The sequence below is a fragment of the Anoxybacteroides rupiense genome, assembly GCF_014196195.1.
Classification (GTDB): Bacteria; Bacillota; Bacilli; order Bacillales; family Anoxybacillaceae; genus Anoxybacteroides; species Anoxybacteroides rupiense.
This window is the reverse complement of record NZ_JACIDF010000002.1, coordinates 342,139-357,044: the sequence shown is the minus strand read 5'-3', so window position 1 is coordinate 357,044 and position 14,906 is coordinate 342,139. Positions and strand designations below refer to the sequence as shown.

Genomic DNA, 14,906 nt, shown 5'->3' with positions numbered 1-14,906 from the left:
ATTTTTATTGCTCTTATGCGCATGTTAATGGTAGTATAATAATAAATTAGAAAGTTAAAAAAATTATTTTCCTGCTTTTCCTATAGTTTGACCATTTTTATCGAATTTTATATACCGGCGAATGAGAGCAAGGGGAGAGACTACAAATTGTAGCGCCGAAGGAGCAAGTGGCAACACGAATCTCTCAGGCAAAAGAACTCTTGCTTGACGCAGCTCTGGAGAGTGTTCACTCATGTGAACCACCCAAGGGGAAACCTGTGTTTAAACGCGGGGAAACTTTCAGGTGAAAGGACAGAGACTTCTTTGCATTTTTATATGTGGGAGTCGTCTGTCCTTTTTTATGTATTTTAAGACAGGAGGTTCTATATGCTAAGACGCACACCTTTATTTTCTGTGTATGCCGAATACGGGGCAAAAACGATTGATTTTGGCGGTTGGGAGCTGCCTGTTCAATTCTCAAGCATTAAAGAAGAACATGAAGCCGTTCGTACACGCGCGGGATTATTTGATGTATCGCACATGGGTGAATTTGAGGTGAAGGGAAAAGATAGCCTTGCCTTTTTACAAAAAATGATGACAAACGACGTTTCGAAATTAGCAGACGGCCGGGCACAATATACGCTTATGTGCTATGAAAATGGCGGTGCGGTCGATGATTTGCTTATTTATAAGAAAGCGGACGACCATTATCTTCTCGTGGTTAATGCTGCAAACATCGAAAAGGATTTTCATTGGCTCCATGAACACCTTTTCGGCGATGTAGAACTTGTGAATATTTCCGATGAAATCGCACAGCTTGCTTTGCAAGGACCGCTTGCTGAGCGTGTACTGCAAAAATTAACGACTATTGATTTATCTGCGCTGAGATTTTTCGGCTTCCAAGATGATGTTGATTTACAGGGGGTAAAGGCCCTTGTGTCCCGTACAGGGTATACAGGTGAAGATGGTTTTGAAATTTATTGTCGCTCAGAAGATGCGGTGACGCTTTGGCATGGGATTTTAGAAGCTGGAAAAGGGGGAGGGGTGCTTCCGTGCGGTCTCGGTGCGCGCGATACGCTTCGATTTGAAGCATGCCTGCCGCTTTACGGCCAAGAGCTGTCTAAAGACATCACGCCTATTGAAGCAGGACTCGGTTTCGCTGTGAAAACGAATAAGGAAGTCGACTTTTTTGGAAAAAGTACATTGCAGCAACAAAAAGAAGCAGGAACGAGCCGAAAGCTTATCGGCATTGAAATGATTGATAAAGGCATTCCGCGCCATGGGTATGACGTGTTTTCAGAAGGAGAATGGATCGGGATTGTAACAACAGGAACACAATCGCCGACATTGAAGAAAAATATTGGCTTGGCGCTGATTCGAACAGAATGGGCTGATGTAGATACGGTGGTAGAGGTCGATATTCGCGGGAAACGCTTAAAAGCGAAGGTCGTCGCTACACCGTTTTATAAACGAGCAAAATAGATCAAAAGAGGAGAGAGGATTTTATGCTTCATCGTTATTTGCCAATGACCGAAGACGACAAACAACAAATGCTAAAAGCCATTGGTGTCGAGTCGATTGATGAACTGTTCTCCGATATCCCAGAGAGCGTCCGCTTTAAGGGAGAGTATCGGATTAAGCAAGCAAAGTCAGAGCCGGAACTAATGAAAGAGCTGGCAGCGCTTGCAGCCCAAAATGCTGATCTTAAAAGTTACACTTCGTTTCTTGGTGCAGGTGTATACGACCATTACATTCCAGTTGTTGTTGATCATGTGATCTCCCGCTCTGAATTTTATACGGCATACACGCCGTATCAGCCGGAAATTTCCCAAGGGGAGCTGCAAGCCATTTTTGAATTCCAAACGATGATTTGTGAGTTAACGGGAATGGATGTGGCCAACTCGTCGATGTATGACGGTGGAACCGCGTTAGCTGAAGCAGCCTTATTAAGCGCAGCTCACACCAAAAAGAAGAAAGTCTTGCTGTCAAAAGCTGTTCATCCGGAATACCGAGATGTCGTTAACACATACGCAAAAGGTCCGGGGCTTGAAGTTGTTGAAATTCCGCTGCAAAATGGCGTGACGGATTTAGAAACGCTAAAAAAGGAAATGAACGATGATGTCGCCTGCGTCATTGTGCAATATCCGAACTTTTTTGGCCAAATTGAGCCATTAAAGGAAATGGAGCCGATTGCTCATTCAGGAAAAGGAATGCTGGTTGTAGCAAGCAATCCGCTTGCGTTAGGGGGATTGACACCTCCAGGAGCGTTTGGCGCTGATATTGTTGTTGGAGATGCGCAGCCTTTCGGAATCCCAGCTCAATTCGGGGGACCGCACTGCGGTTATTTCGCGGTCAAATCAGCGTTGATGCGAAAAATACCTGGGCGCCTTGTCGGGCAAACGACAGATGAAGAAGGTCGCCGCGGCTTCGTGTTGACGTTGCAAGCGCGCGAACAGCACATTCGCCGCGATAAAGCGACTTCTAACATTTGCTCGAATCAAGCGTTGAATGCGCTAGCAGCCTCTGTAGCGATGACAGCCCTTGGCAAACAGGGAGTCAAAGAAATGGCGTTGATGAATATTCAAAAAGCGCATTATGCCAAAAATGCCTTTGTTGAACGCGGCTTTACAGTGCCATTTACGGGCCCATTCTTTAACGAGTTTGTAATCAAGGTAAATAAACCAGTGAGGGAAGTCAATCAACGGCTGCTTGAAAAAGGCATCATCGGCGGCTACGACCTTGGACGCGATTATCCAGAACTAGAAAATCACATGCTTGTGGCGGTCACAGAGTTGCGGACAAAAGAAGAAATCGACATGCTTGTGAAGGAATTGGGGGATTGTCATGCATAAAGATCAACCGCTTATTTTTGAATTAAGCAAACCAGGACGAATTGGTTACAGCTTACCGGAGTTGGATGTTCCTGCAGTAGATGTTGCTGAAGTGATTCCAAGCGATTATATTCGCATGGAGGCAGCGGAGCTTCCTGAGGTGTCGGAGCTTGATATTATGCGTCATTACACTGCCTTATCGAAACGCAACCATGGCGTGGATTCCGGCTTTTATCCGCTTGGATCTTGCACGATGAAATATAACCCGAAAATTAACGAAAACGTGGCGCGGCTTGCCGGCTTTGCCCATCTTCACCCGCTTCAGCCGGAGGAGACGGTGCAAGGGGCACTTGAACTTATGTATGATTTGCAAGAGCATCTAAAAGAAATCACTGGAATGGACGCGGTGACGCTGCAGCCAGCAGCGGGAGCGCATGGAGAATGGACAGGGCTGATGATGATTCGCGCGTATCATGAAGCAAACGGCGATTTCAACCGCACGAAAGTGATTGTTCCGGACACCGCGCACGGAACGAACCCGGCGTCGGCGACGGTTGCTGGATTTGAAACGGTCACCGTTAAATCGACGGAGGAAGGGCTTGTCGATTTAGAAGATTTAAAACGGGTAGTTGGCCCGGATACAGCGGCATTGATGCTGACAAATCCGAACACGTTAGGTCTTTTTGAAGAGAATATTTTAGAGATGGCGGAAATTGTGCACAGCGCTGGCGGTAAATTATATTACGACGGCGCCAATTTGAATGCGGTATTAAGTAAAGCAAGACCTGGGGATATGGGCTTTGATGTTGTGCATTTAAATCTTCACAAAACATTTACCGGCCCTCACGGCGGCGGTGGACCTGGTTCAGGACCAGTAGGCGTCAAAGCAGATTTCATTCCATTTTTGCCAAAGCCGACCGTTGAAAAGGGAGAAAACGGCTACTACTTTGATTACGATAGACCGCAGGCGATCGGCCGCGTCAAGCCGTTTTACGGAAACTTTGGCATCAACGTCCGCGCTTATACGTATATTCGTTCGATGGGGCCAGACGGCTTAAAAGCGGTGACCGAATACGCTGTATTAAATGCGAATTACATGATGCGCCGCTTGGCAGAATATTATGATTTGCCATATGATCGCCATTGCAAGCACGAGTTTGTTTTATCAGGCAAACGCCAGAAGAAGCTCGGTGTCCGCACGCTTGATATCGCAAAACGTCTGCTGGATTTTGGCTATCATCCGCCGACCATTTACTTCCCATTGATCGTTGAGGAATGTATGATGATTGAACCGACGGAAACCGAATCCAAAGAAACGCTTGATGCGTTTATTGATGCGATGATTCAAATTGCGAAAGAAGCAGCAGAAACGCCAGAAATTGTGCAAGAAGCGCCTCATACAACTGTTGTGAAGCGTCTTGATGAAACCACAGCAGCACGAAAGCCGATTTTACGCTATCAGAAATAAAAGAGAGAAGGTTATTTTGCTTTATACAGACTGACTTGGAAACGATTGGAAGTGAAGAAACGCAGCCGAGCGAAGCCAGTGACACAAGGAACCCCCGTTGGTTAACAATCTAAAAGAGCAGGCGCATGCCTGCTCTTTTAGGTGTATATGGTTGCTTTTTTCTAAAAGCCATTAGGGCTGCAAAACGATTCTTATACTTTTCAATCAATGAATAGAGTCGATCAAGTGATCTACTTAGTCTCTGCTATATATAAGTGATGAATAATTTCGATTCACTTGTGGATAATATTTACCCAACGAGAAGATCGAGCATATGGTCGATTCAAAAGCAGGATCGACGGTCAAAGACAATCAGTGGATTGGTTAAGTCACACTAAAGCGTGACCTGAAGGCGCTGTTGTTTCATCGCCCAGTCGCCTGCTTATTTGAGGGGGATATTGTGACACAGGCAATGAAATTTGTATCGTGAACGGTCAGTGCCACTAAATGGCGCTGTTAAAATGGAAAGAGTATGGATGGCCTAATTCAAAAGGGGGGAAGAAGGGCGCAACGGGAGCTGTTGTTTGCATGCGAAAGTAAAAAGGGTGACAAAAAACAGTCTGTCACCCGATCAAGCTTTTTTCTTCACTTTTCCCGTCCATGTTTTAAAGCCACCTTTTAAGTGGTAAAGATCGCGATAGCCTTTGCGGTAAAGCATTTGTGCTGCTCTTCCACTACGCAGCCCGCTTTGGCAATATAAATAAATAGGCTGATCCTTTCGCAATTCCTTCATTCGCATTCGCATTTGCGTTAGCGGGATATTGCGCGCCCCTAAAATGTGCCCAGACGCATATTCATCTGCTTCACGTACATCGATCAGCTGCGCTTTGCGGTAGCCTACACGAAACTCTTCTTCTGTTAGCGCTTTTACCATTCTGCGCTGCATAAAGTACATGGTTACTGAATAGACGATGATGGCGCCAAGCAAAATCCATATCCACTGCACGAGCAGAAAGCCCCCTTTTCCTCAACTTTCGACAACTTCTATTATATAGATGTCGAGCCTATGACGCAAAGTATTTTCACTTTTCTTTGCTTCTTTTGTTTGTTAAACTTATAAGCGCAAATAAGGAAAAAAGAAGGGTTGAAAATGGGAAAAGAAAGATGGCGATTTATCGATTCTGGAGATTGTTCTCCAGCGTTTAATATGGCTTTAGACGAAGCGCTGCTTGAGTGGCACAGCGAAGGCAAAATTCCGCCGACCGTTCGTTTTTATGGCTGGAATCCGCCGACGCTGTCGGTTGGTTATTTCCAAAAAGTTGAAAAAGAAATCGATATGGATGCAGTACGAAAAAACGGCCTAGGCTTTATCAGAAGGCCGACAGGTGGACGAGGAGTGCTTCACGACAAAGAGCTCACCTATAGCGTCATTGTGTCTGAAGCGCATCCAGCTATGCCGGAAACGGTGACAGAGGCATATCGCGTCATTTCGCAAGGAATTTTAGAAGGATTCCGTTTGCTAGGGCTTGACGCTTACTTTGCTGTCCCAAAAACGGAGGAAGAAAAGGCTAGTTTAAAAAATCCGCGCTCCGCTGTCTGTTTTGATGCTCCATCCTGGTACGAGCTTGTGGTGGAAGGAAGAAAAGTGGCTGGAAGTGCACAAACAAGACAAAAAGGAGTTATTTTGCAGCATGGCTCGATTTTGCTTGATTTAGATGAAGATTTGCTATTTAGCTTATTCAAGTATCCGAACGAGCGAGTCAAAGCTCGCCTGCAGAAAAATTTTAAAAATAAAGCGGTAGCTATTAATGAGCTCACCGATCGAAAAGTGACGATTTCGGAAGCAAAGGAAGCGTTTTATCAAGGATTTGAAAAAGGCCTTGATATCATTTTGGAGCCATACACGCTATCAGAAGCGGAAATTGAGTATGTCAACGAACTCGCTAGAAAAAAATATGAGAGCGACGAATGGAATTTTAAGCGATAAACGCGGGCGACCACCGCGTTTTTCCGTTTTTTTATAAAGGCAACTGGCAAAATGCTTCGTTTATCAGCAAAATGGCTTGAATTTTAACGATTTTCTTCTTTTTTCTCTAGTTTCTATTGTTTTTTTTATTTGACAAAATGAAAGAGAGTTGACCAATCATACAATATATAGTAGGTGTTGTTAAAAAAATAATACTATATATTGTTTTTTTGCTGGCGGTATGGTAATTTAATCTAGACAGAATTTGCAGGCAGAAAGATCATGTAGAATTAGAAAGAAGAGGAGAGATTGGAGAATGACGGTTGCGTCTTCGAAAAAAATGGGCATTAATATTGAAAAGCTGAATGAGGATATTCGCCTTTTTCCGCAAGTGCACCCAATTACAGAAGATATGAACATTACGCATAAAGGCGTGTCCCGTTTAGTGATGCTGGACCGCTACTCATTTAAGGACACGGAAAAGCTAACGATGAGCGTGGGCGATTTTGTTGTATTGACGGTCAAAGAGGATCCGAAGTTTCCAGCGCGTGGACTTGGCTTTATTGTCGATATGGATTGGGAAACGAAAAAAGCGAAGGTGCTGGTTGAAGAAGACTATCGCGGCGTGCTAGATGGTGAGGAAGCAGAAACGGGAATTGTCGTTCGCTCGTTAGATACGATTGACAAGCCGCTTGAAATTTTTTATGAGCAAATTGCCAAGCGAAATGCAACAGGGCTTGCAGCTGTGGAAGCAACAGAAGAAAAGCGGAAGGAATGGTTTAACAAGTTTTATCAAGAATTGTCCAGCCTCAATTTTATTCCGGCAGGACGCGTATTATACGGTGCTGGGTCGGGAACAGAAGTAACCTACTTTAACTGCTATGTCATGCCGTTTGTTAAAGATTCGCGCGAGGGGATTTCCGAGCATCGCAAGCAGGTAATGGAAATTATGAGCCGCGGTGGCGGTGTCGGTACAAATGGTTCGACACTTCGTCCAAGAAATGCGCTGGCCCGCGGCGTAAACGGAAAATCATCCGGATCGGTCTCATGGCTTGATGATATTGCCAAGCTTACCCACCTTGTTGAGCAAGGAGGCTCCCGTTAACCAAGCGCCACCGGCGGGAGTAAAATCTCGTGAATTGCTGGGACGCCCTAAAGCCAACTTGACCACAACGTAGCTGGCAACGGCAAGCGTGACGGTTGAAAAACAAGTTGGATGAAACAATGGGTTATCAGCAGCCAAGCTTCTCTGGAAACGGAGATGAAGGTTCAGAGACGATCGAAACCTCCTAAGACACTTAGCGTTAAGGAGGGAGTAGACTAAGCGGGCGGCAACGCTCGTTTAGAGCGCGAGACAAGGAGATACGTTCTCTTTGATGATAGAGTCCGACCTCTAGTGAAAGCTAGAGAGCTAGGCAGAAATGGCCTAGCCCGCTCCGATCGAGCGAGTAACAAAGAGCGAGGCGCGCAAATGATTATGCTGGCAGACTGGCATCCGGATGTGATTGAGTTTATCATTTCGAAGATGCAAAATCCGCGCATTCTGCGTTATTTACTAGAAAATACAGAAGATGAGGGCATTCAAAAAGCGGCGAAAGAAAAACTAAAATTCACTCCGCTTACCGAGCAAGAGCGTGCGATGTACCAAGGAATTGTGAACTACAAAAATATGCCGGGATATGGCGGATTTTCCGAAAAGATTATTAAAGAAGCGGAAGAAAAGCTGCGGACGGGCGGCACTTACACCGTGCATAATCCAGATTTTCTAACAGGAGCAAACATTTCTATTTGCTTAACAAAAGAGTTTATGCAAGCGGTTGAGAACGATCAAGAATATGAATTGCGCTTCCCAGATGTTGAGACATATTCAGAAGAAGAAATGCGCATTTACAACGAAAAATGGCATGAAGTTGGCGATGTACGTGAATGGGAAAAGATGGGGTATCGCATCCGTGTCTATCGCAAAATCCGTGCCCGCGAGTTGTGGAAGCTGATTAACATTTGCGCTACATACTCTGCGGAACCAGGTATTTTCTTTATCGACAATGCCAATGACATGACAAATGCAAGAGCGTACGGCCAAAAAGTCGTAGCGACGAATCCATGTGGTGAGCAGCCACTTGCACCATATTCTGTCTGCAACTTGGCAGCTATCAACTTGGCGAATATGGTCGATAAAGAAACAAAAACGGTTAACTATGACAAACTGAAACAAACGGTAGAAATTGGCGTAAGAATGCAAGATAATGTCATTGATGCAACACCATACTTCCTTGAAGAAAATAAAAAGCAAGCACTTGGTGAACGCCGCGTCGGCCTTGGCGTAATGGGATTGGCCGATTTGCTCATTTACTGCGAAAAGGAATACGGCTCCGAAGAAGGTAACCAACTTGTTGATGAAGTATTCAAAATGATCGCGACGACGGCATATCGCGCCTCGATTGAACTGGCGAAAGAAAAAGGCAGCTTCCCGTTCTTGGTTGGCGAGACGGAAGAAGAAACGATGAAGCTGCGCGAAGCGTTGATTAATACCGGCTATATGAAAAAAATGCCGGATGATATTCGCGAAGACATTTTAAAATATGGCATTCGCAACTCGCATTTGCTAACGGTGGCTCCGACGGGTAAATAGTTGCCCCCTGTATTTGTAAAAATACAGTGAAAACTCGGCTGTATGCGGGGAACTCTGGCGTATCTCTTGCTACCTGTGCCTTGCCAGCACACAAAGAGGTAAAAATGCAAGAGTGTTGGATGAATCCTACCAGACAATCCGCAGGGAAGTCGTGGCTGACCCCTCAACGACTATACGCCGAGCAACCAAAATTCTTAACAGGAACACAAGTTCGTTGTATAATAATCTTATGGGAATATTAAAAAAGAGGTGTTCCTGTGAAAAAGAAATGTCTAAATTGCGATGGACAAATTTATGTAAAACCAAGCCAAGTTGAGAGAAAAAAGTTCTGTTCTCGGTCTTGTAAAGCTGAATATTTTAAAAAACCCCCCATCGTTTTGGAAAGAAATGAGTAAGAAAAGACTCGTTAATTGCTCATTCTGCGGGAAAGGAATCATCCGCAAACCTTCTGAAATTAGAGAAACCAACTTTTGTGATAGACATTGTAGAAGGAAGTATCTATAGCAAATAGCGATAAAATTAATCAACACTTAAAAAGAAGGGTAGAGCTAAATTGCAAATTTTGTGGACAAAAGGTTAGTGTTCCGAAAAATAGGGCGTTAAGCGCAAAATATTGTTCTAAACATTGCTTAGTCAAGGCAAATGGACAGAGAGGAAAGGTTCAATATTCAAAAAGAGTTATTGTCGTATGTAATAACTGCGGAACAAAATTTGAAAAAAAGCCTTCTGTTGTTAGGAACTTAAATTTTTGTTCTATAAAATGTATGGGGGATTATTATGGAAAGAGTGGAATGTTTTCCGGAGAAAATAGCGGCACTTGGGCAGGTGGAGATATAGAATATTACGGGCCCAATTGGAGAATTCAGCGTAGAAAGGCTAGAGAACGAGATAATTTTACTTGTCAAGATTGCGGAATAACAGAAGCAGAATACGGACAAGAACTCTCAGTTCATCACATTATACCTTTCAGAGCCTTCAACGGCGACTGGAAAAGAGCCAATGACTTGTCAAATTTAATAACTCTATGTGAACACCCTTGTCATCGCAAGAGACATTCAAAAGAATTTTGGTTGAAGATATAGTCTGACCCATATGGCGACATATGGAGCAGGTAGCAATCTTACCTGCCTTCTGTCCAATGTTGTATAGATAGAAGTAACACAAGTGAGTACCGGAACCATGGTCGGCGTTTCAACAGGATTAGAGCCTTACTTTTCCTTCTCTTATTACCGAAGCGGCCGTCTCGGCAAGTTTATTGAAGTGAAGGCCGATATTGTGCAAGAATATTTGGACAGCCATCCAGAGGCAGATCCAAACAACCTGCCTCACTGGTTTGTAACGGCAATGGATTTATCGCCAGAGGCGCACGCGGATGTGCAATGCATCATCCAGCGCTGGGTTGACTCCAGCCTTTCGAAAACGGTCAATGCGCCGCGAGGCTATACAGTTGAACAGGTACAAAAAGTGTACGAGCGTTTATGGCGCGGCGGCGCGAAGGGCGGCACCGTCTATGTTGACGGCAGTCGAGATGCGCAAGTATTGACGTTGAAAGCAGAAGAAAACACATTTGAAGAACAGCTTGAATTAATTCCAGAAGAAGAAAAAGAAACAAAACGGGCGGTTGTATTAATTGATACGATCCAAGATTTGCGCACGACCGATGTGACGATCGGTTCGGAAGTCGGCAACATTTGTCCGGTATGCCGTGAAGGAACGGTTGAAGAAATCGGCGGCTGCAACACATGCACAAGTTGCGGCGCACAACTGAAATGTGGTCTGTAAGCAATAAAAAACTGGCTCCAATCAATCGTGGAGCCAGTTTTTTATTCATAAAACGATGAAAGAGCAAATATAGTAGTATGAGGCATAATGAATAAATAAGGGGGAGAACGATGCTGATCCATGTTGTACAGAGGGGGGAAGCGCTCTGGACGATTTCTCAGCGTTACGGAGTATCGATCGAGGCGATTATTACAGCTAATAAGCTGAAAGATGCTAACCGTCTTGCGATCGGACAGGAGCTCGTCGTTCCATCTTTATACCGCTATCATACGGTTCGTACAGGAGAAACATTATGGGCTATTGCTAGACAATACGGCGTTTCGCTTGAGTCTATTATTCAAGCTAATCACATCAGCAACCCGTCTGTTCTTTATTCGGGCACAGTCCTTCTGATTCCGCCAAGAACTCACACCGTACAGCGAGGAGAGACGCTATCACAGATCGCTGCTCGTTATGGAACGACTGTGCAAGACATCGCGCGAGCTAATCAGATTGCTGATCCGAATAGGATTGTCGCTGGCATGGCATTGATGATTCCTCATCCTAAACCAACTATTGAAGTGAACGCTTTTACGATTGATGGAGGGGAAAAAGGAGCGCAACAAGTCCGAGAGGTAGGGCGTTATTTAACATACGCCTCTCCATTTGCTTATACGATGAGAGCCGATGGCGGGCTTAATCCGCCTAATGATGCTGCCATTATTGAAGCGGCAAGGTCGGAAAACGTTGTTCCGATGATGGCGATCACGAATTTTACGTATACAGACCCAGGCTCACGATTGGCGCAGACGATCCTTTCCAATCCGCAATTACAAAACCGGCTGCTTGATCATATAGTTCGTACGATGCACGAAAAAGGCTACCGTGGAGTGAATATCGATTTTGAAAATGTCTATCCATCTGATCGTGAACGGTATAACCAATTTTTGCAAAACGCTGTCGAGAGACTTCATCGTGAGGGCTACTTTGTTTCTACTTCCCTTGCTCCTAAAGTAAGTGGAGAACAACAAGGAATCTTATATGAGGCACATGATTACCCAGCGCATGGAAGAATTGTCGACTTTGTTGTGTTAATGACGTATGAATGGGGATACAGGTTTGGGCCGCCGCAGGCTATTTCCCCAGTTCATCAAATTAGAAGGGTGCTTGATTATGCCGTTAGTGTCATTCCGCGGAATAAAATTTTTATGGGGTTTCAAATTTATGCGCGGGATTGGGTTCTTCCTCATGTACAAGGACAAGAAGCGGAGACATTCAGTCCGCAAGAAGCAGTGGAACGCGCGATTCGTTATGGTGCGGTGATTCAGTATGATTATACAGCCCAGTCACCGTTTTATCGCTATGTCGACAGTCAAGGAAGAACACGTGAAGTTTGGTTTGAGAATGCTCGCAGCGCTCAAGCGAAGTTTGAACTAGTGAAAGAGTATCAGCTAAGAGGAATCAGCTATTGGGTTCTTGGTTATCCTTTTCCAGAAAACTGGGCGCTATTAGAAGACAATTTTCACATTCGTAAGCGATAATAAAAATGGTGCGTGTAAAGAAGGAAGATTCCGACGGCACGCACCTTTTCGTTTTGTTATTGACGGCAGGAAATATGCGCGTGCTGTCGCTGAAACCGATGGCATAGCCGCTGGTTTCGCTGGAAGCTTGATTAAACAAAAAAATCCCAAGCAACATCGCTGTTTTGTTGGTTCATACTAACCATAAGTATGAACAAAACAAGGAGGCGTACCTCAGCTATGGAACCATTTATTCCGCGGCTCGTTTATTTTGAACCAGAGGCGTTGCAATATTCTTTAGGCAAAGAGTTATATGAAAAATTCAAAAGTATGGATATTGAAATACGCGAGACAACGTCGCATAACCAAGTGCGCGGCATTCCTGGGGAAACGGAGTTGCAGCGGTACCGAAACGCGAAATCAACGCTCGTTGTCGGCATTAGGCGCACATTAAAGTTTGATACGTCCAAGCCGTCGGCAGAATACGCCATTCCGCTTGCGACAGGGTGTATGGGGCATTGCCATTATTGTTATTTGCAAACGACGCTCGGAAGCAAGCCTTATATCCGTGTATACGTCAATCTCGATGAAATTTTTTCCCAAGCGAAAAAGTACATCGATGAGCGCGCACCGGAAATTACCCGTTTTGAGGCCGCTTGTACGTCCGATATTGTTGGCATTGATCACTTAACTCATTCATTAAAAAAAGCGATCGAATTTATTGGAGCGACGGAATACGGACGGCTTCGCTTTGTCACGAAATATGAGCACGTCGATCATCTGCTTGATGCGAAGCATAATGGGAAAACCACCTTTCGTTTTAGTGTGAATTCGCGCTATGTCATTCGTCATTTCGAGCCGGGAACATCATCATTTGAAGCAAGGATGGAAGCGGCGCGAAAAGTGGCTCGCGCCGGTTATCCGCTCGGTTTTATTGTTGCACCGATTTATCGGCATGATGGGTGGAGGGAAGGCTATTTAGAATTGTTCCAACGTTTGTCTGAACAGCTTGCAGGAGTCGAGACACCTCATCTTTCGTTTGAATTAATCCAGCATCGCTTTACGAAACCGGCAAAGGCAGTGATTCAAAAGCGTTATCCAAAAACAAAGCTGGATTTGGATGAAAGCAAGCGAAAATACAAATGGGGGCGCTACGGCATTGGCAAATATGTATATCCAGATTCAGAGGCCAAGCAGCTGAAAGAAGCACTCGAGTATTATATTGCACAATTTTTCCCTGAGGCAGAAATTCAATATTTTACGTGATTCGCTCTTTTCCTTGTCATTTCACTATAGCATGGTATAATAATACTGATTGTGATTTTTGGATGAGTACGGGTAAGTATGGGAGGGAATTATGATGCCGACACCAAGCATGGAGGACTATATCGAGCAAATTTATAATTTAATTGAAGAAAAAGGATACGCGAGAGTATCGGATATTGCCGAGGCATTGTCCGTTCATCCCTCCTCTGTTACAAAAATGGTGCAAAAACTTGATAAAGATGAATATTTAGTATATGAAAAATACCGTGGCCTTGTTTTAACCGCTAAAGGGAAAAAAATCGGCAAACGACTTGTATATCGTCATGAACTGCTTGAACAATTTATGCGCATCATTGGCGTAGATGAAGGGAACATTTATCAGGATGTAGAGGGAATTGAACATCATTTGAGCTGGAACGCTATTGATCGTATTGGGGATCTCGTTCAATACTTCCAAGAAGATCCAGTGCGTCTTCAAGCGCTCCGCAATATTCAAAAACAAAATGAACAACAGACAGAGTAAGGATTTTCTTACTCTTTTTTATTTTTGATACTAAATCTCTTCCTCCGCTCTTATACATATATAAGATACGAATCGTCGCAGAGAGGGGCTGGCAGCATGGAGATTGACATCGTGCTTTCGGGGGGAGGAGTAAAGGGATTCGCGCTGGTGGGCGCCTATGAAGCGATCGAGGCAAAAGGGCTCCAATTAAAGCGAATCGCCGGCACGAGCGCAGGTTCAATGATTGCAGCGCTCATTGCAGCAGGCTATACAAGCCAGCAAATGATTGAGTTGATTGATCATTTGGATTTAAAGCAGCTGCTGGATAAGCGCAAGGAAGTTCTTCCATTTTCATTAATGAAGTGGGTGTTTTTATATTGGAAAATGGGATTATATAAGGGACAGGTGCTGGAGGAATGGATGGAGGAGGTACTGGCAGCCAAGGGAATTCGAACGTTCGGCGATTTGCCAAAAGACCGTTTGTATATTGTGGCATCCGATGTAACAAGCGGACGTATTTTGGTGCTGCCGACTGATTTGCCGCAATATGGAATTGATCCTGATACGTTTTCAGTAGCAAAAGCGGTGCGCATGAGTGTCAGCATTCCTTATTTTTTTGAGCCTGTTAAGCTCCAGACGGATGCCGGGAAATTTGTGGTTGTCGATGGGGGAGTACTTAGCAATTTTCCTTTGTTTATTTTTGATGAAGAAAAAAAGGTGAAAAAGCGGCCTGTTCTTGGCGTTCAGCTTAGCGCTCGGCTTGATAAGCGGCCAAAAAAGCAAGTTCGCAATGCGATTGAGCTGTATGAAGCGCTATTCAGTGCCATGAAGGAGGCGCATGATGCTCGGTACATCTCGCGGCGGCATGAAAAAAACATTATTTTTATTCCTGTTCGTAACGTATTATCTACAGAATTTTCAATGACCGATGAGGAAAGAGACCATTTAATCGGCTATGGCAGACGCAAAACAGAGCTTTTTTTAAAAAAATGGACATACTAA

10 protein-coding genes, 3 pseudogenes and 1 riboswitch are annotated in these 14,906 nt (G+C 44.5%); of the genes and pseudogenes, 12 read left to right on the top strand and 1 reads right to left on the bottom strand.

The window, feature by feature from the left end:
- Positions 1-121: 121 nt before the first annotated feature.
- A riboswitch (glycine riboswitch) is annotated at positions 122-210 on the top strand.
- A 156-nt stretch (positions 211-366) separates the two neighbouring features.
- Genes gcvT through gcvPB form a run of 3 tightly spaced genes read left to right on the top strand, consistent with a single transcriptional unit; the run spans position 367 to position 4,278 of the window.
- Positions 367-1,461 (top strand): glycine cleavage system aminomethyltransferase GcvT, encoded by a 1,095-nt coding sequence (gene gcvT, locus GGQ95_RS05365; protein WP_183186461.1) that lies wholly within the window; start codon positions 367-369, stop codon positions 1,459-1,461.
- Between the two features lie 23 nt (positions 1,462-1,484).
- On the top strand, positions 1,485-2,831 hold the full coding sequence (gene gcvPA, locus GGQ95_RS05360) for an aminomethyl-transferring glycine dehydrogenase subunit GcvPA (RefSeq protein ID WP_066145807.1): 1,347 nt from the start codon (positions 1,485-1,487) through the stop codon (positions 2,829-2,831).
- Positions 2,824-4,278 carry an aminomethyl-transferring glycine dehydrogenase subunit GcvPB gene (gene gcvPB, locus GGQ95_RS05355; RefSeq protein WP_159720133.1) on the top strand — a complete coding sequence of 485 codons (1,455 nt, stop codon included), beginning with the start codon at positions 2,824-2,826 and terminating at the stop codon, positions 4,276-4,278. Before gcvPA ends, gcvPB begins: the two co-directional genes overlap by 8 nt.
- 610 nt (positions 4,279-4,888) lie before the next feature.
- Here the strand turns inward: gcvPB and GGQ95_RS05350 are convergent.
- Positions 4,889-5,212 (bottom strand): rhodanese-like domain-containing protein, encoded by a 324-nt coding sequence (locus tag GGQ95_RS05350; RefSeq protein WP_221212014.1) that lies wholly within the window; start codon positions 5,210-5,212, stop codon positions 4,889-4,891.
- Between the two features lie 195 nt (positions 5,213-5,407).
- Here GGQ95_RS05350 and lipM point away from each other — a divergent pair, with 195 nt between their 5' ends.
- The 9 genes and pseudogenes from lipM to GGQ95_RS05305 all read left to right on the top strand — a co-directional run bounded on the left by lipM (position 5,408) and on the right by GGQ95_RS05305 (position 14,906).
- Positions 5,408-6,244, top strand: coding sequence for an octanoyltransferase LipM (lipM, locus tag GGQ95_RS05345; protein WP_066145801.1), 837 nt, complete (start codon positions 5,408-5,410; stop codon positions 6,242-6,244).
- A gap of 295 nt (positions 6,245-6,539) precedes the next feature.
- Positions 6,540-7,325: pseudogene (locus GGQ95_RS05340) on the top strand (ribonucleotide reductase N-terminal alpha domain-containing protein); the annotation flags it as partial.
- Between the two features lie 357 nt (positions 7,326-7,682).
- A pseudogene (locus GGQ95_RS05335) lies at positions 7,683-8,849 on the top strand (ribonucleotide reductase barrel domain-containing protein); the annotation flags it as partial.
- 770 nt (positions 8,850-9,619) lie between these two features.
- A complete protein-coding gene (locus tag GGQ95_RS18805; RefSeq protein WP_080862319.1) occupies positions 9,620-9,937 on the top strand; it encodes an HNH endonuclease in 318 nt (105 codons plus the stop codon).
- Between the two features lie 85 nt (positions 9,938-10,022).
- Positions 10,023-10,637 (top strand): annotated as a pseudogene (locus GGQ95_RS05325) (ribonucleotide reductase barrel domain-containing protein); the annotation flags it as partial.
- Positions 10,638-10,747: 110 nt separating this feature from the next.
- Positions 10,748-12,157, top strand: a complete 1,410-nt coding sequence (locus GGQ95_RS05320; protein WP_066145795.1) for a glycoside hydrolase family 18 protein — start codon at positions 10,748-10,750, stop codon at positions 12,155-12,157.
- Positions 12,158-12,376: 219 nt separating this feature from the next.
- Positions 12,377-13,402 carry a spore photoproduct lyase gene (gene splB / locus GGQ95_RS05315; RefSeq protein ID WP_066145793.1) on the top strand — a complete coding sequence of 342 codons (1,026 nt, stop codon included), beginning with the start codon at positions 12,377-12,379 and terminating at the stop codon, positions 13,400-13,402.
- A gap of 94 nt (positions 13,403-13,496) precedes the next feature.
- Entirely contained in the window at positions 13,497-13,925 is a 429-nt protein-coding gene (gene mntR, locus GGQ95_RS05310) for a transcriptional regulator MntR (RefSeq protein ID WP_066145790.1), read from the top strand.
- 96 nt (positions 13,926-14,021) lie between these two features.
- Positions 14,022-14,906 (top strand): patatin-like phospholipase family protein, encoded by an 885-nt coding sequence (locus GGQ95_RS05305; protein ID WP_066145786.1) that lies wholly within the window; start codon positions 14,022-14,024, stop codon positions 14,904-14,906.